The following is a 21844-nucleotide window of genomic DNA, read 5'->3' on the forward strand; positions in this document are numbered from 1 at the left end:
AGTTCCTTAAAAATAAGCAAAAGTTTTAATGTTTGGACGATTTAGAGTTGAACTGGAAAAACTTTTGTACTCCTTCTTGATCCGCTTGAGACTCTTGAAGAATAAAAGCTTTAGGCTGTTTATAATGAGTTAAAATAGTTTCAACTTTTTCAAGCGAAAAAGGTTCCATAAAATCCACAACTCTTTGCGAGCTTAATGTTTGTGTTTTGATGATATAGTTATCGATTTTAGAACCAGTCGAGCCAATTCCAATATTGGGTACACCAATCAAATCCGCCGCAATAATTGAGTGTAAACGGTTGCCTATATGAAAATCCATCTGACTCAGTAGCTTAAAATAGTCTTCAGGATGACTCCAAGTGTGAATTTCACATTGGTTAGAAGGAAGAAAATTTTTCAACTTTTCGTGAAACTGATTATCGTTACTTTCTGTTTTTATCTGTGCAGGTATAAGGTGAATTATGGTATTGTATTTTTCAATGATAGGAATTAATTGTTGAGCATAAAATTCTGCTCTTCCCTCTCCCCACCAATGCTTCCCTGTAAAAGATAGGTTTTTTAATTGCGGTGTTGCTTGAATAGCTGTTTTTTGAAATGGCTCATAAAAACCAAGATTTAAAAATGCTAAATCTCCTCCCAAATGCAATTTTAAAGGATTAATTTGAAGCGTATTCTGAGCAACATCATAAGAATATTGATCTCGAACATATAGAAAACTAGCATTAGAAAAAAAGCGACTAATTGATTTTAAATTAGAAGTAGAATTCATCACTTCTAAACCAATTCCTAAAAAGGCAAAAGTTTTTCCCAAAAAACGGCAAATGGTTTGCTGTCGAGATAAACTTTTGGGTTGACTATTCAAACTCAACGTTCCACCTCCCCAAAGCATAGCGTCCACTTGTATAAGGAGAAACAATCGCTGTAATGGAGATAACTTTTCGGTTTGAATAAATTTTAGCTTTGAGTGATTTTCACGATAATATTTATCTTGGCAAAGGATTAAAATTTTTTCAATAAAATCTTGCTGAGAAAAATACGAAGTCAACATCTTCACAAACAAGTCATCTCCCAGATTTTGATAGCCGTAATAACCAATCATCAAAATTTTCATAATTGTTGATTTAAACTTTCTTGATTAGAGTTTGCTAAACTGGTGATAGAATTAAGACTATTTTCACTAATAAACAATCCTTGAACTTGACTAGATTCCGATGAAAATTTTAATGATTTCTTCAACTTTTCCCTATCCTCCCAGTCGAGGCGGAACCCAAGTGCGAACCTTTAACTTGCTCAAATATTTGACTCAAAACCATTCTATCACTGTTGTAACTCAAAGATCCCCGGATGTCACAGATGAAGAAATTGAGGGGTTGAAACAATACGTTGATGAATTAGTCGTTTTTCTTCGTCCTCAAACTTCCGCAGCAACCGGAGGAACTCGGGGAAAAATCCAACGTTTTGGTCAATTTTTAACCCAAGGAACACCACCCAGCGTCTTGTCAAATTATTCCGAAGCGATGCAACAATGGGTTTTGGAGTTTGTGGGTTCGGGAAAATGCGAGGCGATCACTTGCGAACATAGCGTTAATGAAATTTATGTGCGTCCTCAATGGAAACAACATCTCAAAACCGTTGTCAACGTTCATAGTTCAGTTTACGGTACCTGTCGCCAACAGTTAGAAACTCACACCGCAGAAAAACCCCTGCGCGATCGCTTAAACCTTCCCCTACTGTATCGCTACGAACAACGCTACTGTTCAAAATTTTCGGCAATTGTCGCAACCACAGAAGAAGATCGCCAACAACTGCAAGCCTTCAACCCCAAAGCGACATTTGAAGTCATTCCCAACGGCGTAGACTTTAGCCAATTTCCTCAAAGAACCTCTGACCCCGGAGGACACCGATTGATTTTTATCGGCGCAATGGATAACTTAGCTAATATTGATGCGGCTCGTTATTTTAGTTTAGAGATATTTCCTCAAGTGCAACAGCGTTATCCCGACGCGACTCTCGCCCTAGTCGGTGCCAGACCTGTACCCGAAGTCTCAGAATTATCGAAAATACCTGGAATTGAAGTCACAGGACGAGTCCCATCAATGGCAGAATATTTACATCAAGCAACTGTTTGTATAGTACCGATGCGAATTGGTTTCGGAATCAAAAATAAAACCTTAGAAGCCATGGCCGCAGGCGTACCTGTTGTCGCTAGCAATAGCGGTTTAGAAGGACTCGCCGTTGATGGAGCGAATGTACCGTTACGAGCCTTACGAGCGAATACTGTAGAGGAATACATCGCCGCCATTAGCCGACTTTTTGAGGATGCTCAACTCAGACAAAAACTTTCCGATCAAGCGCGAACGTTAATCGAGAGCGAATACACTTGGGAACGAGCGGGTCAACGCTATGAACAAGTTTTATCTTTTTGAGGGGGTTTGGGGGCAGCTCTGACCGAAACCGTACCTGTACTCAGGTCGGTGTTGGGATACATGGACTCCCCCAGTTAAGTTTACGGGATTCAATGTCCCTAAACTTAACATTTAGTGCTGTACTATTGTCCAGCAAATCTACTAGAATACTGGGATGCTGACACTTACTCACCGTTACCGAATCTATCCAAACACCACCCACGAGCAACAACTCATTGAGTGGATGGAAATTTGTCGCGGTGCATTTAACTATGCGTTGCGAGAGATTAAAGATTGGTGTGAAAGCCGTAAGTGCTTGGTCGATAGATGCTCTCTTGAAAGGGAATATATCCTCTCTGCTGAGATGAAGTTTCCTAGCGAAATTCAACAGCTTAATAACTTGCCAAAAGCGAAGAAAGAATTCCCCAGACTGGGTAAAGTTCCTTCTCAAGTTCTTCAGCAAACTATTAAGCAGTTGCATAGAGGTTGGGAGTATTTCCAAAACAGAGGATTCGGTTTTCCACGCTTCAAGAAATATGGACAATTCAAGTCGTTGCTTTTTCCTCAATTCAAGGAGAATCCGGTAACGAACTTGCACATTAAGTTGCCCAAAATTGGAGCAATCCCAATCAACCTGCATCGTCCAATCCCAGCAGGGTTTGTGGTTAAGCAGGTGAGAATTTTAAGGAAAGCTGACCGATGGTATGCGTCTATCTCCTTGCAATGTGATGTCAGTGTTCCTGACCCAACGACCCACGGTCATCCTATCGGGGTGGATGTTGGACTAGAAAAGTTTTTGGCAACGAGTGACGGTGTTCTCGTTAAACCTCCTAAGTTTTTAAAGGGGCTGCAAAGCGAGTTGAAATTACTGCAACGCAGACTATCAAGAAAACAGAAAAGGTCTAAAAATTACGAAAAACAACGTCTTAAAGTTGCTCGTCTTCACCACCAAATCGACAACACGAGAAAAGACTTTCACTACAAACAAGCCCACGCCCTTTGTGACGCGGGTGATATGGTCTTCATGGAAGACTTGGATTACCGAATAATGGCTAAAGGTCTGTTCAAGAAACATACTCTTGATGCTGCATTCGGACAGTTTAGAACTATCGTCAAATATGTTTGTTGGAAACGTGGAAAGTTTTTTGCCCAAGTTGATGCAAGGGGGACTTCTCAAGAGTGTCCTGAATGCGGTGGTGAAGTTAAAAAAAATCTAAGTGTAAGAATCCATAATTGTCCTCATTGTGGGTACAAAACAGACCGCGATGTAGCCGCAGGTCAAAATATTAGAAACCGAGGAATTAAACTCATTAGTACCGTTGGACAGATGGGAAAGGAAACTGCCTGTGCAGACGTTCTACCGGGGACTGTTAAAAATCAGTCTAGGCAAGTGTCGAAATCCCGCAAGGGAAAAACCAGGAAAACCAAGCTGTGAGGTTTGGAAGCCTACACTGTAATCTTCGATTCAGTGTGGGAGGATGTCACTGCAATAAATTGTTCCTTAACTATACAGTACAGTAATCAGAGGGTTCAATACCAAAAAATTTTACATCTAAAACCCTGGATAATAGGCGGAGATCTGATGATGGACAACAAGTTTCACCGAAGAAACCGAAAACCGAAAACCCCCCCTCAAATGGTAAGAATCCTGCAAAAATTGGGATGGCTAAATCCAAAGCCCAGAAATCGTAAAACCTCTGCGAAACCGACGAAGCCGCCTTTTCAGCCTCAACGTCGTCGGCAAAGATTGCCCCCCTCTACAAACACAATTCTCTCGGGAGTGTGGCAAAAGTGGATGGCTGATGGTGTGGCTTTTGTGCTGTTATTGGGAGGCTCAACGCTACTTGCTGGCGGTGCGTGGTTCAGCTACAAGTTGATTTTAGATCCCGATGTGGGGATTTGGCTCAATCAATTTTTACCCGCTTGGACTCAAATTCCCCTCCAGCGCCATGAGGCGATCAAAACCCTCAATGAAGTGCGTGTCAGTCTCGAAGAACAAGGACTCACCATTGGAGAAAGCTTATCTTTATCCCGCTCTGATTCTAAAACCGCTTCATCTTCTTTGTTTGAAAATAATCGCTATTTAAGTCTGATCAAACCGTTTCTTTTACCTGCTGATAAATTAGTTCAATATTCACCTGATTTGTTGGTTCCGGTGGTGAAAAAACGCGAATCTTCTCAAGCTTATCCTTGTTCTTCTGTCTGTCAAGAAATTATCGAACTGCGAGTGTACAAAGCGGTTCAAATGCCCTACCAACGTCCAGGAAGTGAGCAGTATTATCGCCTCGTTCATCAACTCGATGCTAACGGGCCAGCCGAATCTTTTGTGTTGACTTCGCTGATTAGCAATCGGACAAACCAACAAGGATCAAATAAACCGGTTCCGCTCACCCGCCTTCGTCAATTTAGTGGCAACGTTCCAAGCTTTGGGATGTGGTTTAGTTTGAATGGTGAACGAATTATTGGATCGAAGAAAGTCCCCTATGGTAAAGTGATTCATTACAATCCAGCTTATTATTATCTTAGTACAATGTTGGAGTGGAAAAGTTCGGCTGGACAGCAACCTATTTGGGAACAAGTCACTGGAAATAGTGAACCGGAGTTACTGATTGAGGATACGATCGGACTCGAACCTCAATTTAATATTTATCAAGTTAAATCTCGTCAGTTTGTTCCTAATCCGATTCAACTTGCAGATATTTCTTTAGATGAACAAGTCATTGATAATTATGCCTATCGTAAGGCGTTAAGACTGGCTCGCAGTGGCTTATGGTCGGCGGCTTTAGAGTTAATGGAACCCTTGAAAAAAGAGGCTGATAAAAACGGTTCTGATGCCAATAAATGGCCGTCTTTGGCTCAAGCTCAATTAGATTTAATTCAGTTTCATGCTAATATTACAGATGCTCAAGCGGGTGCAGCCTGGGCGAGTCCGACTCAAAAAGTTCTCGCGAGTTTAATTGATGGTCGGTGGACAGAAGCGTTGGATGTGGTTCAAAATGAACGGGTGAATTCTGATGAGATTAATACACTCTTACAAGCTGATGATGGACGTTTGAAAGTTCGGATTCAAGCGGCTTTGGCTGAGAGTCCAGAAGAAAAGGATTTACAAGCCTGGGGAGCTTTAATTGTGGCGGCTCAGGAGGGACGAAATCAAGCAATCACTTGGTTAGATGAACAGTCTACCAGCAGTGATAATAGGATTCGTATTCAAGAGTTGTTAGATTAGCGGTAATCTCAGAGTTCAGGAGTAAGCACGTTTGCGCTGGCGGCACTTATAGAAGCTTAGAAAACGGGTGACTGTAAAGACTCCTGATATGATTTTGATTAACGATTTATTGACAATTTGTTGATGATTGAATGAATGGATAAAGAAGCGGAAGTAGAAGGGCTGAAATTGACTCGCAAGCGAATTGCGTTTTATTTTGATGATTTAGAAACTACACTGGGTCGAGTTGTTAGTTTCAGTATCACGGGTTTAATTCTACTCTCCTCGGTGATTTTTGTGGTTCAAACTTATCCAATTTCATCTCAATTTCGGGATATTTTAGAAGAAATAGATCGGGCGATTGTTGTTATTTTTGCCTGTGAATATGTGATTCGATTCTGGGTTGCAGAACACAAGATAAAATTCTTTTTTAATCCCTTTTCTGTGATCGATCTTGTTGCAATTTTACCTTATTTCTTAGGGATTTTTAATGTTAGTTTTTTGCGAATTTTGCGTTGGTTTAGGATTCTGCGGTTAATTCGATTTATTGATGTTAAAATTTATATTTTCCGTCTACAAACAGAAGATGGGATTATTTTTGCTCGGATTCTCTTTACTTTACTCACGATTATTTTTATATTTTCAGGTCTGATTTATCAAGTCGAAAGTCCGGTGAATCCCGAAATATTTGGAACCTTTTTAGATGCGGTTTATTTTTCCGTCGTCACGATGACAACAGTGGGATATGGCGATGTCGTTCCTTTCTCTGAATCCGGTCGATTTTTAACAATTTTGATGATTTTAACTGGAATTGCTTTAATACCGTGGCAAATTGGAGATTTAATCAAACAATTAGTCAAAACTGCAAACAAAGTCGAAACCATTTGTCCGGGTTGTGGGTGGAGTAGTCATGATCCCGATGCCTTGTATTGTAAGCGCTGTAGTACCCTTCTCAACACTCATCGTTCTTCTCACTCGTAAACTTTTATTTATATCAGTGAGGCTTTCTTCACAAGTTGCTTCGTTGACATCTCCCTCACCCCCCTGAACAAATTCAACCTAAAGAATGATATTAGTCAATAATCCGCTAAAAACAAGTCAGTGAACAGACAAAAAGACAATTCCTTGACATCATAAAAAGTAAGTTACCTCAATCTAGATTAAACAATGATTGCTCATGCTTCCACCCTAGAAACATCAAACTCCCGAAAATTATTACAATTGCTGCGATCGCTTTCGATGTATAGTAGCCTGATTGTTTTAATAACGGGGTGTGTTGTCCTCATCGGCTGGGCTTTAGACATCGACATCCTGACAAGTATCCTACCGGAACGGGTAACAATGAAGCCCAATACAGCCCTGGGATTTATTGTTAGTGGTACAGTTTTGGGATTATGGCATCGTCAACAGCGTTTGAGCAATCCAAAATTGCAGCGAACATTAACATTTTTTATTAATATTGGTTCTGTTTTAATAATCGTCCTGAGTTTATTCACGCTGATCGAGTATAGCTTTGACCTGAATTTTCATATAGATGAACTTTTATTTCCCACCCCACCGGATGCAGTTGATGCCGTCGTCAAAGGGCGTATGGCTCCCAATACTGCGGTTAACTTTATGTTATCAGGATCAGCTTTAATCCTACTGGCTGGTCGTCGTTGGTATCCCGCCCAACTGTTGAGTCTATTTATGTTTTTGATCGCCCTGCTGGGCTTCACAGGACACCTCTACGCGATCAATCCATTTTATAGTGTTGGTTCACTCACAGGCATGGCAATCCATACCGCGATTTGCTTCATGCTAATATCTTTGGGGATTTTGTTCGCCTGTGCTGACCAAGCCTGGATGCAGGAAGTGACGAGCAGCGATGCTGGGGGTATCATGGCTCGACGTTTAATTCCCCTACTGGCGATATTGCCGTTAATTATCGGCTTATTTGTCCTTGTCCTCTACAAAAAATTTCAACTCACTCCCGAATCCATTTTTGCCTTGCGGAGTGTATTGGGTATTGTCATCTTTGTTGCAATTGTCTGGCGCAATGCCAAAACCCTCAACCGCATTGATAGTCATCGCCAACAGATTCAAAACCGTCTGATTAATAGTGAACGTCGCTTTCGGGCAATTTTTGATCAAACTTATCAATTTATTGGCTTATTGCAACCCGACGGTATCTTAATTGATGCGAATCAAACCGCCCTAGAATTTGGGGGCTTAACCCCGACTGATGTGATTGGTAAACCCCTCTGGGAAACCCACTGGTGGCATCCGTCAACCCCAGCCCAAGAGCAGTTAAAACAAGCCGTTGCTACCGCAGCTTCCGGGGAATTTGTTCGCTATGAGGTGGAAGTAAAGGGGGCTGGAGACACAGTTGCAATGATCGATTTTTCGATTAAACCAATCCGAGATCAACAGGGAAACGTTTCACTTTTGATTCCAGAAGGGCGAGATATTACTCCCCTCAAACAAAAAGAAAAGGAACTACAACAACTCAACCAAAAACTTCAAGAAGTTAATACTCTGTTGCGACGTCGAGAAGAAGAATTTAGAGCATTAGCGGAAAACATACCCGATACCATCACTCGCCATGATCGCGCCTATCGCTATCTTTATACAAATCCAGCCTGTACGCAACAATCGGGCATTCCCTCAACTGTTTATCGAGGCAAAACTCCCCGAGAGTTAGCATATCGCGAGGATATTTCTCAGATGTGGGAAACTTCTCTAGAAACAGTTTTTCAAACGGGTCAGATAAAAATTGATGAATTTGAAGTCATTAATAAAAATGAAGTTAAAACATATCAGGCTTTAGTTGTACCCGAATTTGCACCTGATAGTTCTGTGCAATCTGTCTTAACGATTTCTCGGGATATTACCCAACTGCGACAAACTGAACACCAACTGCGACAACTCAATCAAAACCTGGAAAATCAGGTACAAAACCGCACCGCAGAACTCGCTGCAACGAATGCTCTATTACGAGAAGAAGTTCATCACCGCCAAGCTGTTCAACGGGAATTGTTTCAGCAAAAACAGCTTTTAGAAAGTTTCTTTGAAGGTTCGACGGTGGGGATGGTTATACTTGACCAGCAACTGCGGTTTATACAACTCAATCAAGCGCTCGCTGAGATGAATGGAGTTTCAGTCGAAGCCACTTTAGGGTATACTATTAACGATATTTTCCCCAATCTTGCTCCCCAACTCAATCCTATTTATCAACACGTTTTAGAAACCAGTGAACCCATTTTTAATGTTGAATTCTCAGGAGAAACCCCTAAGCATCCGGGTGTAACTCGCTATTGGCAAGGGTCTTATTTTCCACTTTTGAGACAAGATAATCAAATTATGGCAATCGGCGCCGTGATTGTCGAAATTAGCGAACAGCAAGCTGCACTTCGTGAACGCAAACAAGCCGAAATAGCTTTACAAGCGAGTGAAGAACGATTCCGAAAAGCTGTAATTGAAGCCCCTTTTCCAATTATCATTCATGCGGAAGATGGCAAAATTCTTCAAATCAGTAATACTATTACAGAAATCACTGGTTATACAGCCAAAGAAATTCCCACAATTGAGGATTGGACAGAGCGAGTTTATGGCGAACGTCAGAATGTAGTTTTAGAGGCAATTAATCAACTTTATAGGATCAATCATCGAGTTGATGAGGGAGAATTTGAAGTTCAAACAAAAGACGAAACGACTCGCATCTGGAACTTTAGCTCCGCTCCTTTGGGTCAGATTTGGGATCACAGACGATTGGTTATATCAATGGCGACAGATATCACAGAACGTAAACAGGCTGAAGTGTCTCTGGCTAATCGCCTCAGACAACAAGCGCTCATCACTCAACTGGGTCAGGTGGCGTTGTCAGGATGCTCGTTAACGACACTTTTTGATCAGACGACTCAATGGGTGGCAGAGAGTTTGGGGGTTGAATATTGTAAGGTGTTAGAGTTGCTTCCGGGGGGTGAACGCTTACTGTTACGCTCAGGAGTCGGATGGCGTGAGGGTTTGGTGGGTAAAGCGATAGTGGGAACGGATCACGATTCTCAGGCGGGTTTTACATTGCGAGTCCATGAACCTGTGATCGTAGAAGATCTGACGACAGAATCCCGCTTTAGTGGCCCATCTCTGTTACAGGAACATCGAGTGATTAGTGGGATGAGTACCATTATTGAGGGGAGAGATTCTGATCAACCTTTCGGGATTTTAGGGATTCATTCGACTCAGAAACACAACTTTAACCCAGATGATGTTAACTTTCTCCAAGCGATCGCCAATTTGTTAGCCGAAGCGATTACCCGCAAGCAAACCGAAGAAGAAATCTACGAACTCAACAAAACGCTCGAACAACGAGTGCAAGAACGAACCCAACAGTTGCAAGATGTTAACCAAGAGATGGAAGCTTTTTCCTACTCTGTCGCCCATGATCTACGCGCTCCTTTGCGGGCGATTCAGGGCTTTTCTCAGGTTCTGATCGAAGACTACGGCCATACACTCGATCAGTTGGGACAAGAATATATTAACCGCATGGGGGCTTCTGCCGAACGCCTTGATCAACTGATTCAGGATTTATTGGCTTATAGTCGTTTGGGACGAACCGAAATTAAGTTACAGAACATTAGTTTGGCGGTTGTTGTCGAAGCCGTTCTCAATGACCTTAAACCCGATATAGAAATAAAGCAAGCCCAGATTTTTATAGATCCTTCTCTACCGATTGTCAAAGCACAACGTAATGTTTTAAAGCAAGTGCTTGCCAATCTCCTGTCTAATGCGATTAAATTTGTTCAACCGGGTGTTTTACCGATTGTCTCGATCAAAGCTGAAAAACAACAGGTTAGTCCTGTTGAGATTAACACTCACCACTCAGGGACTCGATGGGTACGACTGTGGATCGAGGATAACGGAATTGGGATCTCACCTCAACATCAAAAGAGAATTTTCGAGGCGTTTGAACGATTACACGGGATTGAATCCTATCCGGGGACGGGAATTGGATTGGCGATTGTCAAGCGGGGGGTTGAACGCATGGGTGGACGGTTTGGTGTACAGTCAAATCAGAATCAAGGAAGTCGGTTTTGGATTGAACTGATTCGCGCCGAGTCTGTATAATATTCCTATACGAGAGGTAAAATACTATCGATCTGTGATTAAATCCAGAAGAACTTCCACTTCAAATGATCAATAACAATAGTATTTGATTCAAAATCTCAAACTAGGGTGATCATGGATATCTCGACCAGTCGTTCTCCTCTGGGGAACCGTCTTCTCGCTGCATTATCAGAAGCAGATTTTCAACGAATTGCTCCCGATTTAATCGAAGTTTCCCTCTCTTTAGGACAAATTCTCCATGAACCCCAAGAAAAAATAGAAACGGTTTATTTTCCAACCGAAGCGATGATTTCTCTGGTTTCTATTATGGAAGATGGTTCTACCGTTGAGGTGGGAATTGTGGGAAATGATGGGATGCTGGGTTATCCTGTTTATTTGGGTGGAGTTCAAAGTCATACTCGCGCTATTGTCCAGAGTCCAGGAAAAGCCCTCCAAATGAATGCGATTCTCCTGAAAAATGAATTTGATCAGGGTGGTTTTTTCCAGCGATTATTGTTAGTTTATACTCAGGTGTTTCTCGCTCAGGTCACTCAAACTGCCGCTTGTAACCGTTTTCATCCGACTGAAGAACGACTCGCTCGCTGGCTGTTGCAGTCTCAAGATTTTACGGGTTCTGAGCAGTTGCAGCTTACTCAAGATTTTCTGTCTAGTATGCTAGGTGTTCGTCGGGCTAGCGTGACGGTGGCAGCCGGAACTTTACAGCAAGCGGGGATAATCCAGTATAATCGTGGCAAAATCACGATTTTGGATCGAATGGCTTTAGAAGGGGCGACTTGTGAATGTTATGAAATTGTCCGACGAGAATACAATCGTCTATTCAATTTTGTAGAAAGTCTTTAGAAAGTGATGACAACGGAAGTCGTTTTAGAGGACTATTTTTTGAGTAAATTTTATGAAGATTTTAATAGGTACGGTAGCGTACATATGTTTTAATCGAAGTATGGGATACTGAAAACTATCTATGGTGTTTTTCTTCATCAACTCGTACAGTGATCCCATCGGTGCTTAGTTAGCTTGTTCTCTAAACTGAAGGAAGGGACGAGCATTAACCGAATTAGTGATGGCTCAAAATTAATATTTGGAATAGAGTTCAATGATGGATTTTAACGATTACGGTATACTTTTAGTAGAAGATGATTCTAATGATATCCTGTTTGTCCAACGAGCTTTTCGTCAAGCTAATTTAAACAATCCTATCCGTATTGTCAAAGATGGTGATCAGGCAATCTGTTATCTCAATGGAGACAACGAATATGTCAATCGTGATGTCTATCCTTTACCGGCTTTGATTCTGCTGGACTTGAAGTTGCCTCGTCGTTCGGGATTGGAAGTCTTGGAATGGATCAGGACACAAAAGCATTTGAAACGCATTCCTGTTGTAGTTTTAACATCCTCTAGAGAAAGTCTTGATGTGGACAAAGCTTATGATATTGGTGTGAATTCTTATCTCGTTAAACCCGTAAAATTTGAGTCTTTAGCAAAGATGATCGAAGTCATAGATGCTTATTGGCTAAAATTAAATCAATATCCGTCAGTGAGAGTTTAAAATCACTAAATTATGAATGTAGAATTATGTTGATTGAGTCGCCTTGATTTGAATTTTTGTCCTAAAATGTAAAAGTTATCTTGATCTAATCCAAAAATGACTGCGGAGCAATTGCTGCAACGAATTTTGTTGGTTGATGATAGCCCGGATGATCGTCTGCTGGCGATTCGAGAAATCCAACGACAGTTTCCTGATGTGGAGATCCACGAAGTCCCCACTTTGGCGGAGTTTTACGAAGCCTTAGAAGCCGATCAATTTGATTTCGTGATTACCGACTATGAGCTAAATTGGACAACAGGATTGGATATTTTACGGGCAGTTAAAGAGCATGATCCTGAACGTCCAATTGTGATGTTTACCAATTCCGGGACGCAAGAAATCGCCGTAGAAGCGATGAAAGCGGGTTTGGATGACTATGTGTTGAAATCTCCCAAACACTTTATTCGGCTGTCTCAGGCGGTTCGTACCGTTTGGGAAAATGCCCAAGCGCGTCAAAGAGCGGCTCAACTCGAACTTCGCCTACAATTTTTACTAAATGAGTTAAATGTTGGAGTATTTCGAGCAACGGTAGACGGAAAACTTTTGGAAGCTTCTGAGGGTTTTTATAAGCTTTTAGGATTAAGTTCTTTTGAGGATGCTCAACGGTTTTTCAAAGAGCAAATAGCGACTGCTGATCGCAACAGACAAGAGCAATGGGAATGGCAAACTGAATTAATGTGTCCTAACCAAAAGAAAATTTGGGTAAGAATTAGTGAAACTCTTGTCAAACAAAATGGCAAAATTGTGATTGATGGATTAATTGATGACATTACCGAACAAAAACAATACTCTGCTCAAATCAAAGAACTCAATAGAACCTTAGAACAACGGGTAAAAGAACGAACAATTCGTTTAGAAAATGTTAACAAAGAGTTAGAAACATTTGCTTTTTCTGTCTCTCATGATTTGCGATCGCCGATTCGTCAGATTGATGGTTTTGTGAGTTTACTCAAACAACAACTGACCGAGATTACAACAGATGAAACCGTTCTGCATTACTTAAATACGATTACGACTTTAACCGAGCGTTCCGGCAAAATGATCGATGATTTGTTGCTTTTTTCCCGTACAGGACGGGCAGAAATGCACTACAGTACAGTTGAGATGAAGTCGTTAGTTGAATCAATCAAACAACAAATAGAGTCTCAATTTAAAAACAGAAAAATTATCTGGAAAATTGAGTCATTACCGACGATAAATGGGGATCGTCATTTACTTCAACAGGTTTGGCAAAATTTGATTGAAAATGCGGTAAAATATACCAGCAAAAGACAAAAAGCAGAAATAGAAATTGGGAGTATTTTTAATGATCAAGAAAGTGTTTTTTGGGTTAAAGATAATGGGATTGGCTTTGAGATGAACTATGTCAATCGATTGTTTGGGATCTTCCAACGACTTGAAAATGCTCAAGAATTTGAGGGTACAGGGATTGGACTGGCGAATACGCGCCGAATTATTCATCGTCACAATGGCCGTGTTTGGGCGGAAGGAAACCCCGATCAAGGTGCTACCTTTTACTTCAGTTTACCTCAAGACAAACCCCAGGTTTAGAAAATATCTATCGATGGATTTCAGTTGTCAATTTAACGTTTAACAGAGAATAGTTTAACAATTCTAGAAGCAGCAGATATTGGTTGATTTATACCTTAAGATAGAGACTATGATTAAGAGCTTATAGTATGATTTTTTTTAGAGAAGTTATTTAGATCGCAAACTTCTAACATATACTTTATATAATCCCTCATTCGTTCAACTCCTCTCTCCTATAAAAATGCTAAAAATCCTCCTCTTAGAAGATGATCTAGTCGATAGAGAGTTAATTCAAACTCTCTTGATCAAGGGCGGTATTGAAGCCGAATTTACTTGTGTTAATCGATGCTCTGAATTTGAGGAGGTTTTGAAAACTTTATTCCCTGATTTAATACTATCAGACTATGTATTGCCCAGTTTTGACGGCATTGCAGCGCTAGAAATTGCTCAACAAATTTGTCCGGAAGTCCCGTTTATTATGGTATCGGGAATGTTGGGAGAAGAACGAGCAATTGAAGCGCTCAAACAAGGGGCGACTGATTATGTTTTAAAACAGCGTTTAGAGCGGTTAGTTCCCTCTGTAAAACGAGCATTGCGAGAAAGTCAAGAACGACAAGAACGCCTGCGAGTTGAGGAAGCATTGCGTCAAACCGATGATTTACTCAAAGCCATTGTCGATGCTTCACCTGTGGCGATTATTACCCTAAATTTAGAGAAGAAAGTTATTACCTGGAATATTGCCGCAGAACGGATTTATGGTTGGCAATCTCAGGAAGTTATAGATCAACTGTTACCTCTAATTCCTCCTGAAGAGGATGAACAGTTTAATCGGTTATTTCAACAGGCTCTACAAAATTATACACGGACTAATTATGAATTTCAACATCGGGGAAAAAATAATGATTTAATCGAGATTAGTATTTCCCTCGCGCCCCTCCACAATGCAGAAGGAAATGTTTGTGGTGTCGTGATGACTGCCGTTGATATTACGACTCGGAAACGCATTGAAGCCGAACGTTTTAACCTCCTCCAACGAGAACAATCTGCTAGAGCCGAAGCCGAAGCCGCTAACCGGATTAAAGATGAATTTTTAGCTGTTCTTTCCCATGAGTTACGAACGCCTCTCAATTCGATTTTAGGATGGATTACATTAATTCAACGGGGGAAACTCAACCAAACTACTCTTGAACAAGCGTTAGAAGTGATCGAACGGAATGCTTCTATACAAACGCAATTAATAGAAGATTTGCTTGATATTTCTCGGATTAGTCGCGGTCAACTGAATTTGAATATTAATTCAGTTAATCTCGTTGAACTGATTCAAACAACAGTTGACACTGTACGCCCCGCAGCAGAGGCGAAATCGATAGCAATAGAACTGATTCTCGATCATCGGATAAACATCATTTCTGGGGATGGAAATCGACTTCAACAAGTCTTTTGGAACCTATTCTCAAATGCAATTAAATTTACTCCGAAAGAGGGTTCAGTAACAATTAAACTCAATAAAGTTGAGGACTCCTACGCTCAAATTAAAGTGATTGATTCGGGAATTGGGATTGAGCCAAATTTCCTCCCTTATGTGTTTGAATATTTTCGTCAAGCGGATGCTTCCACAACGCGATCTCAAGGTGGTTTAGGATTAGGTTTAGCGATTTCTCGTCATTTAGTCGAACTGCATGGCGGTACGATTGATGTTGAAAGTGAGGGGAAAGGAAAGGGGAGTGTTTTTATCGTTATGTTGCCGATTCGGCCGATTCAATTTGATCAGGATCAGATAGATAAACCTATAAATAATGAGTTTAACTTACAAGATCTTAATATCATGGTTGTCGAAGATCAAGCTGATGCCCGAGAATTAATTAGGTTGGTACTCGAACAACAAGGTGCAAAGGTGAGTGAAGCAAGTTCGGGTCAAGAAGCTTGGGAAATTTTGAAAGAATTTACGCCAGATGTTATCATTAGTGATATTGGAATGCCGGATGAAAATGGATATAGTTTGCTAAAAAGAGTGCGTTCTTTACCGAAAGACAAAGGGGGTAATATTCCGGCTTTGGCGCTAACTGCTTATACAAAAGAAGAAGATCGACAGCAAGCGATCAAGGCTGGATTTCAGATGCACTTAGCCAAACCTCTTGATATTACAGCGTTACTGAAAGCTGTTTCCCAATTGAGTAGTGTCAAGACTCAATAATTTTCAGAGTAATTTATTGAAGTTAAAAATGATGAAAGAGCCGAAACAAAAGCGAGAAAAAAAACGAGAGATTGATCCAGTAACCGTGGTGGCGATTATTGTTGCCCTTTTATTTATTCCTCTGTTTATTGCTGGATTTTTCCCTTGATTTCTGTCTTTCAATTTTGTGAACTGTTATTGAATTGTGCTTTCAAATCAAAGGGTGGGCCGTAATCCCAAATACAAATTTCAAGAGATTCGTTAAAGACAGTAACTTGGAGATGAATAGGAGTTGTGCAAGGGAGATTTTTATGAGCATGATTCACGGCATTTGTAAATCCCTCAGCTAAAGCAATTTGACATTGCCACCAAATCGGTTTAGGAATGGGTTGATTTTCTAACTGTTGATACCAGGCTAAAACATCTTCTAAGACGGCGATATCGCTGTTAACTTGTAAGATGATTTGTTGTCTAGTTTTCTGTAGGTTTTTTGGGTTTGGGGATGGAGAAAAAAAGAGATTTTTGAATTTATTTACAGGTTCAATGAAGCGGTTTAAAGGAGAGGTTTCTTGATTTTGAGAAGATAATTCTTCTGAGGTTGAATCATAATTTTTAACCAGTCTTAAGCAGTTTTGATTGTTATCGGGAGTCCGATTATAAGTTAACTCATCTGCAAGTGGAAAGAGGATTTTCAGACCCCAACCGTTTTCGGGAAGTTCATCAATATTAGACCAATTGAGATTATTCATAATCAGGTATTAGGAGTGTTACAAGTATCTGGCGGGAACGCTTTACAAACCAGAGTCAAGACTTATACTGTTTGAGTTTTCTGTACTAACTGTTGAATCGTTAAAAGCATAAATTTTTCTGAGTCATTTTAATTAACACGCGCGAACATTGCGAATAGCAATATCCGGTAATTTTAAAGGAACTGGAGACAATTCTATTTTTTGTACATTTTGCATCGGAATCACTAACAAGCGATCGCCAATTTCCAACATTAACTCTTTCGAGTTTAAAACCCGTTGAATGTGACTGGCTAACAGTGCCTTTTCCTCTTGGGGAGAATCAAACTCAAAACAATCCGATTCCCCATTAATATAGCAAATCGTCATTCGCACAATGCGAGATTCTGGGATCTCATTGATCATCTCAAAATTCCTTGATGCAAGGTTAGCAATTCAACAATGACATAAACCGTTGACAAACCGTAGATCAACACTCCCAACACCGAAAACCCATCAAAAACTATCGACGACGTTCAGCTAACTTGCGGTAAACCTGACGCAGATCAGCTCGATGATAAGCAATAGCAACCAAAGTGTGATAAAACAAATCAGCCACTTCCGAAGCGATCGCCTCAGTATCATCATCCTTGCACGCCATCACCACTTCTGCCGATTCTTCTCCAATTTTTTTCAGAATTTTATTATCTCCCCCAGCCAACAACTTACAAGTGTAGGAATCTTCTTGAGGATGATCTCGGCGATCGCAAATCACCTCAAAAACCTCCGACAAAAGATTACTCGAGACTTGAGCAAACTCATTTTGGGGTTCTGCAATAGATCCACATTCAACTAAAATTAATAAAGATTGACAAGCCGGGTCATATCGCCATCCGGTAATCAGTAGATCCGACCCAAGTTCAACAACAGATCCTTGACAATTATAAACTCGTTGATCTTCCCAAGTCTTGTGTAAAGAGTCAGAACTCATCCAGACAAGCGTTAAGACTCGACCCTCCAAACCCTCTTGGATAATGGCGGGGATCAATCCTTGTTCGTTGTAACGAATTTTATCAATTGGGATCAACTGGCTCAGTGAAAGGGGTTTTGAGGCAGACATAAGTTGAGCGAGTGTAACGAAGAACACCTAACCTGTATAAAATATCATTTTGCGGTGCAATCCTGTGGATGTTTCATCGAAATTTTGGGTCTGAAACCCCGTCTTTTCTTCCTGTGATTTAGGATTATCCTCAAACCTGTGATTTAGGATTATCCTCAAAATTGTAATCGTTGCATTTACAAAACTTGAACACCAGCATTTAAGGAGATATACACAGTGGTAACAACTCCATTGAGAACAACAAAGTCAGAAGAAATTTTTAACAACGCTCAAAAGCTGATGCCAGGGGGCGTTAGTTCTCCGGTACGGGCGTTTAAATCAGTCGGTGGACAACCGATTGTCTTTGATCGCGTACTCGGATCTCATATTTGGGATATCGATAGTAACGAATACATTGACTATGTTGGGACTTGGGGGCCGGCGATTTGTGGTCATGCTCACCCGGAAGTGATTTCCGCCTTAAAAGCCGCCTTAGATAATGGCACCAGTTTTGGGGCGCCTTGCGTCTTAGAAAATGTGTTGGCGGAGATGGTAATTGAAGCCGTTCCTAGCATCGAAATGGTGCGGTTTGTCAACTCAGGAACCGAAGCTTGTATGTCGGTTTTACGCTTGATGAGAGCCTTTACCGGACGCGATAAAATCATCAAATTTGAGGGCTGTTATCACGGTCACGCCGATATGTTCTTGGTGAAAGCGGGTTCTGGGGTAGCAACTCTGGGTTTACCGGACTCTCCGGGTGTTCCTAAGTCTGTGACTGTAAATACGCTTAACGCCCCCTACAACGACCTAGAAGCCGTGAAAAAGCTGTTTGCGGAGAATCCGGGTGAAATTGCAGGAATCATCCTAGAACCCGTTGTCGGCAACTCTGGTTTTATTGTTCCAGATGCGGGCTTTTTGGAGGGGTTGCGGCTACTCACCCAAGAAAATGACGCTTTGTTGGTGTTTGATGAAGTGATGACGGGATTCCGGATTTCTTACGGTGGCGCTCAGGAACACTTCGGGGTCACGCCAGACTTAACCACGTTGGGTAAAATTATTGGGGGCGGTTTACCTGTAGGGGCCTATGGCGGACGTCGGGATATTATGGCGATGGTGGCACCAGCAGGCCCAATGTATCAAGCGGGTACGTTGTCGGGAAATCCGTTAGCGATGACGGCCGGAATTAAAACCCTAGAATTGTTGCAAAAGCCGGGAACTTACGAATATCTCGACAACATCACTAAGAGATTATCCGATGGGTTGCTGCAAATTGCACAAGAAACGGGTCACGAGGTTTGTGGCGGTCAAGTCAGTGGAATGTTTGGGCTGTTCTTTACTTCTGGCCCGGTTCATAATTATGAAGATGCCAAGAAGTCGGACTTAACGAAGTTTAGTCGTTTCCATCGGGGAATGCTCGAACATGGCATTTACCTGGCACCGTCGCAGTTTGAGGCGGGGTTTACTTCAATTGCTCACACAGATGCTGACATTGACAAGACGTTAGCGGCGGCGAAAGAAGTGATGTCAAATCTCTAAACTGTTGAGTGGGGAATAAAAACCTGGTTTCTTTGAGAAGCCGGGTTTTTGGGGTATAAGAAATATTTTAAGTATGAACAATGTTAGGTAAAATTTGGCAATGGCTGAAAAATTTGTTGACTCGATTGTTTGGGGGACGTTCTCAAGCCTCTCATACTCAACCCTCTCCCTCGGTTAATCCTCTGAGTGATACTGGTTATGAAGCGTTGTTTTTAAAACTGTTAGAAGGAGTTGAGCAAGGATGGGAACAGCCTCAAGTTTTAGACTATCTGGGAAACCGCATCAATGACCGATTTTTGAAGTCTTGGTTACAACGGTTTGGACGAAAATTAATGGAGTCTCCTTTACCCCAAAGGGAACTGGCTCAACGAATGATCAAGTTCGGTCAAATCGATTGTGGAGAGATTAGCGAAATTTCGGCAGAATGGGGAGAAACGCTACAACACAAACCGACTCATTCTCTGAGTGAAGCAGACTATCAACAGGTATTTCAGCAGGTGTTAGAAGGGGTGCGTTTGGGGTGGGAAGGTGCAGAACTTGAACAGTTTTTTGAGCGGTTGGGCGAACAGGGGAAGCCGGAAGTTTGGATCAATTGGTTGAGAGAATACAAACACCGAGAACTTGCATTATCTCCGCCCAATTATGAGTCTTCTGCGTCGTTATTATTATTGGGAGAAAAAGCGGTTTCTGTTCCTCAATGGCAACCTTTCGGAGAAATTGCGATCGCCATGGGAAACGAACTGTTAGAGAAGCAAGAAAGGGAATCGATTTGGGAATATGACGGGTTAGATAAAATTGAGTAGCGACGGTTTTTTTGACTGGATTAATCCTCCTCCGCCGCTACTTTTAACCGCGAGTTTGCACTTAACGATAATTGGTAAACTGTAATGCGACTGGAAGATCTTCTTGCTTCAAACGTTGAATAATATCCTGCAATTCATCCTTAGATTTAGCAGAAACCCGAACCGCATCACCTTGAATTGAAGGCTGAACCTTTTTAAATTCATCCTTAATCAGTTTGGTAATTTGTTTAGCGATATCTTTTTCAATTCCCCGTTTCAGCTTGATTTCTTGTCGAACCCGATTTCCACTGGCCGATTCGATTTTACCATAGTCAAAGATTTTCAGAGAGAGATTTCGTTTAGCAGCTTTCATTTGCAAAACCGTATTCACAGCATCTAAAGTAAACTCACTGCTGGTACTGACCGTAATCGCATCCTCACCCAATTCAAGGGTTGTATTGGTATCTTTGAGGTCGTAGCGACTGTTAATTTCCCGTGTCGCTTGATCAATGGCATTGACCAATTCTTGACGGTCAAAATCGCTGACGATATCAAAAGATGAAGTTGAAGCCATAACTATCTACTGTTAGTGACGAACAAAAACTTGAGATTGTGAACTCAAAGGTTAATCAAGGAGAGTCTTGGGGAAATTATCTAACCCCTTAACCCCACTGATTAACGGTGACTAAACTAAGAATGAATAAAATAGAGATACAAGTTGAACCCACAGCAAACATGAGGGAACGGGCTAAGGAAATATTAAAAATATAAAACACAGAATAGAGAAGCCGAGCGCAGACAAAAATTATCGCACTGGCGGCTGCTAATTGTGAATCTTGGCCCGTTACATAAGCGCACAAAGCGGCGGCTGAAAACAGCATAAACGCCTCAAAAGAGTTTTGGTGCGCCCATGTCGCCCGTTGAGCAAAGGGGGGCAATTTATCAAACATGGCGCGAGGTGCGCTCATCTCATAGCCTACTTGTAATCGACCATAAGCCACTAACAAAAAAGGCAGATAAACTAGCACGAAAGCAACAAAAATTGCATCTACTAGAATTGCCGATGTCGGCAGTTCCAAAATCCCCATTGATCGTATTTCCTCATTTATTCAAAGTCTAGTCAAAATAGAACAGCGTCACAATTTTACGTTGATTTTCTGCTTCCTCACAACTGGTTAGCAAAGTATGACTATCGTGAAACGCAAAACAAATTAACTGTTGACATCGAGTAACAATCTCTTGATTGCACAAGGAACTCGCTTCAGCTAGAGATAATGTATCTCCTTTTGGATTTTCCACTAAATGGATCACCTGTTCAAGCTGGAGGCGCGACTCTCTGGGCTGACGTTCCATACTTTGCGGTAAAATCACCGTCAACAAATTCGGATCGGCTCGCATTGCTCCTCGGATGGCGGCTGAATTTGTACCTGTAGCACCCGATGTAATGATGTGATTTCCCCCTAACGCAAGTGCATAGCTCATCAGTTCGATGAGGTTCTGATGAGTAAGGGGAACATGACGAGATCCCAGCACAGCGATTCGCTTAGAACCGGTTTGCTGGATAGCTGCGAGTTCTTCTAGAAATTCATCTACTCTAGGCAGATCGATGGATTGACTCAAGGATATTCTTATCAAATAGCAAGACAACCCTGTAGATTGTAGCAAATGAAGTCGCAATTTTTCGATTTTTGTCAAACC

18 protein-coding genes are annotated in these 21844 nt (G+C 41.4%); 11 read left to right on the plus strand and 7 right to left on the minus strand.

Annotation, left to right across the window (positions count from 1 at the left end):
* Nucleotides 1-25: 25 nt before the first annotated feature.
* Complete coding sequence (locus L8106_RS03275) at nucleotides 26-1111, minus strand: polysaccharide pyruvyl transferase family protein (protein ID WP_009782765.1); 1086 nt, start codon at nucleotides 1109-1111, stop codon at nucleotides 26-28.
* Between the two features lie 100 nt (nucleotides 1112-1211).
* Between L8106_RS03275 and L8106_RS03280 the strand changes: the two genes are divergently transcribed.
* The 9 genes from L8106_RS03280 (at nucleotide 1212) to L8106_RS03320 (ending at nucleotide 16025) form a co-directional block, all read left to right on the plus strand.
* Nucleotides 1212-2426 (plus strand): glycosyltransferase family 4 protein, encoded by a 1215-nt coding sequence (locus L8106_RS03280; protein ID WP_039895386.1) that lies wholly within the window; start codon nucleotides 1212-1214, stop codon nucleotides 2424-2426.
* Nucleotides 2427-2580: 154 nt separating this feature from the next.
* The gene (locus L8106_RS03285) at nucleotides 2581-3840 is read left to right on the plus strand and encodes an RNA-guided endonuclease TnpB family protein (RefSeq protein WP_009782768.1); all 1260 of its coding nucleotides are present in this window, start codon (nucleotides 2581-2583) and stop codon (nucleotides 3838-3840) included.
* A 201-nt stretch (nucleotides 3841-4041) separates the two neighbouring features.
* Entirely contained in the window at nucleotides 4042-5631 is a 1590-nt protein-coding gene (locus tag L8106_RS03290) for a hypothetical protein (protein ID WP_156803568.1), read from the plus strand.
* Nucleotides 5632-5766: 135 nt separating this feature from the next.
* The gene (locus L8106_RS03295) at nucleotides 5767-6591 is read left to right on the plus strand and encodes an ion transporter (protein ID WP_009782770.1); all 825 of its coding nucleotides are present in this window, start codon (nucleotides 5767-5769) and stop codon (nucleotides 6589-6591) included.
* Nucleotides 6592-6777: 186 nt separating this feature from the next.
* Entirely contained in the window at nucleotides 6778-10716 is a 3939-nt protein-coding gene (locus L8106_RS29300; RefSeq protein WP_050779063.1) for a PAS domain S-box protein, read from the plus strand.
* 114 nt (nucleotides 10717-10830) lie between these two features.
* Nucleotides 10831-11556 carry a Crp/Fnr family transcriptional regulator gene (locus L8106_RS03305; RefSeq protein ID WP_009782772.1) on the plus strand — a complete coding sequence of 242 codons (726 nt, stop codon included), beginning with the start codon at nucleotides 10831-10833 and terminating at the stop codon, nucleotides 11554-11556.
* Nucleotides 11557-11809: 253 nt separating this feature from the next.
* Complete coding sequence (locus L8106_RS03310) at nucleotides 11810-12262, plus strand: response regulator (protein WP_009782773.1); 453 nt, start codon at nucleotides 11810-11812, stop codon at nucleotides 12260-12262.
* A gap of 96 nt (nucleotides 12263-12358) precedes the next feature.
* The gene (locus L8106_RS03315; RefSeq protein ID WP_009782774.1) at nucleotides 12359-13852 is read left to right on the plus strand and encodes an ATP-binding protein; all 1494 of its coding nucleotides are present in this window, start codon (nucleotides 12359-12361) and stop codon (nucleotides 13850-13852) included.
* A gap of 220 nt (nucleotides 13853-14072) precedes the next feature.
* The gene (locus L8106_RS03320) at nucleotides 14073-16025 is read left to right on the plus strand and encodes a response regulator (RefSeq protein ID WP_009782775.1); all 1953 of its coding nucleotides are present in this window, start codon (nucleotides 14073-14075) and stop codon (nucleotides 16023-16025) included.
* Nucleotides 16026-16183: 158 nt separating this feature from the next.
* On the opposite strand, the gene L8106_RS03325 is transcribed toward L8106_RS03320, so the two are convergent.
* The 3 genes from L8106_RS03325 to hisE all read right to left on the minus strand — a co-directional run bounded on the left by L8106_RS03325 (nucleotide 16184) and on the right by hisE (nucleotide 17849).
* Nucleotides 16184-16753, minus strand: coding sequence for an ATP-binding protein (locus L8106_RS03325; RefSeq protein ID WP_009782777.1), 570 nt, complete (start codon nucleotides 16751-16753; stop codon nucleotides 16184-16186).
* A gap of 132 nt (nucleotides 16754-16885) precedes the next feature.
* Nucleotides 16886-17155 (minus strand): hypothetical protein, encoded by a 270-nt coding sequence (locus L8106_RS03330; RefSeq protein WP_009782778.1) that lies wholly within the window; start codon nucleotides 17153-17155, stop codon nucleotides 16886-16888.
* Between the two features lie 97 nt (nucleotides 17156-17252).
* Nucleotides 17253-17849, minus strand: a complete 597-nt coding sequence (gene hisE, locus L8106_RS03335; protein WP_009782779.1) for a phosphoribosyl-ATP diphosphatase — start codon at nucleotides 17847-17849, stop codon at nucleotides 17253-17255.
* 216 nt (nucleotides 17850-18065) lie between these two features.
* On the opposite strand from hisE, the gene hemL reads away from it, so the two are divergent.
* Both hemL and L8106_RS03345 read left to right on the plus strand, forming a co-directional pair.
* Nucleotides 18066-19364: a glutamate-1-semialdehyde 2,1-aminomutase gene (hemL, locus tag L8106_RS03340; protein WP_009782780.1), complete on the plus strand. Its 1299-nt coding sequence runs from the start codon at nucleotides 18066-18068 to the stop codon at nucleotides 19362-19364.
* A gap of 80 nt (nucleotides 19365-19444) precedes the next feature.
* Nucleotides 19445-20167 carry a hypothetical protein gene (locus L8106_RS03345; protein ID WP_009782781.1) on the plus strand — a complete coding sequence of 241 codons (723 nt, stop codon included), beginning with the start codon at nucleotides 19445-19447 and terminating at the stop codon, nucleotides 20165-20167.
* A gap of 61 nt (nucleotides 20168-20228) precedes the next feature.
* Here the strand turns inward: L8106_RS03345 and L8106_RS03350 are convergent, their stop codons facing one another.
* From L8106_RS03350 to L8106_RS03360, 3 genes are all read right to left on the minus strand, one after another.
* Complete coding sequence (locus L8106_RS03350; RefSeq protein ID WP_009782782.1) at nucleotides 20229-20720, minus strand: YajQ family cyclic di-GMP-binding protein; 492 nt, start codon at nucleotides 20718-20720, stop codon at nucleotides 20229-20231.
* 88 nt (nucleotides 20721-20808) lie between these two features.
* Nucleotides 20809-21234: an MAPEG family protein gene (locus tag L8106_RS03355; RefSeq protein ID WP_009782783.1), complete on the minus strand. Its 426-nt coding sequence runs from the start codon at nucleotides 21232-21234 to the stop codon at nucleotides 20809-20811.
* Between the two features lie 28 nt (nucleotides 21235-21262).
* Nucleotides 21263-21766, minus strand: a complete 504-nt coding sequence (locus L8106_RS03360; RefSeq protein ID WP_009782784.1) for a hypothetical protein — start codon at nucleotides 21764-21766, stop codon at nucleotides 21263-21265.
* Nucleotides 21767-21844: the final 78 nt, after the last annotated feature.

The organism is Lyngbya sp. PCC 8106, assembly GCF_000169095.1.
Classification (GTDB): domain Bacteria; phylum Cyanobacteriota; class Cyanobacteriia; order Cyanobacteriales; family Microcoleaceae; genus Capilliphycus.

Bases quoted from the DNA above. Each gene is read 5' to 3' on its own strand.
- L8106_RS29300 (WP_050779063.1), top strand. From the start codon at position 6,778: ATGATTGCTCATGCTTCCACCCTAGAAACATCAAACTCCCGAAAATTA.
- L8106_RS03275 (WP_009782765.1), bottom strand. From the start codon at position 1,111: ATGAAAATTTTGATGATTGGTTATTACGGCTATCAAAATCTGGGAGAT.
- L8106_RS03330 (WP_009782778.1), bottom strand. From the start codon at position 17,155: ATGATCAATGAGATCCCAGAATCTCGCATTGTGCGAATGACGATTTGC.
- L8106_RS03285 (WP_009782768.1), top strand. From the start codon at position 2,581: ATGCTGACACTTACTCACCGTTACCGAATCTATCCAAACACCACCCAC.
- L8106_RS03320 (WP_009782775.1), top strand. From the start codon at position 14,073: ATGCTAAAAATCCTCCTCTTAGAAGATGATCTAGTCGATAGAGAGTTA.
- L8106_RS03305 (WP_009782772.1), top strand. From the start codon at position 10,831: ATGGATATCTCGACCAGTCGTTCTCCTCTGGGGAACCGTCTTCTCGCT.
- L8106_RS03280 (WP_039895386.1), top strand. From the start codon at position 1,212: ATGAAAATTTTAATGATTTCTTCAACTTTTCCCTATCCTCCCAGTCGA.
- L8106_RS03325 (WP_009782777.1), bottom strand. From the start codon at position 16,753: ATGAATAATCTCAATTGGTCTAATATTGATGAACTTCCCGAAAACGGT.
- L8106_RS03350 (WP_009782782.1), bottom strand. From the start codon at position 20,720: ATGGCTTCAACTTCATCTTTTGATATCGTCAGCGATTTTGACCGTCAA.
- L8106_RS03355 (WP_009782783.1), bottom strand. From the start codon at position 21,234: ATGGGGATTTTGGAACTGCCGACATCGGCAATTCTAGTAGATGCAATT.
- hisE (WP_009782779.1), bottom strand. From the start codon at position 17,849: ATGTCTGCCTCAAAACCCCTTTCACTGAGCCAGTTGATCCCAATTGAT.
- L8106_RS03310 (WP_009782773.1), top strand. From the start codon at position 11,810: ATGATGGATTTTAACGATTACGGTATACTTTTAGTAGAAGATGATTCT.
- L8106_RS03290 (WP_156803568.1), top strand. From the start codon at position 4,042: ATGGTAAGAATCCTGCAAAAATTGGGATGGCTAAATCCAAAGCCCAGA.
- L8106_RS03295 (WP_009782770.1), top strand. From the start codon at position 5,767: ATGGATAAAGAAGCGGAAGTAGAAGGGCTGAAATTGACTCGCAAGCGA.
- L8106_RS03315 (WP_009782774.1), top strand. From the start codon at position 12,359: ATGACTGCGGAGCAATTGCTGCAACGAATTTTGTTGGTTGATGATAGC.
- L8106_RS03345 (WP_009782781.1), top strand. From the start codon at position 19,445: ATGTTAGGTAAAATTTGGCAATGGCTGAAAAATTTGTTGACTCGATTG.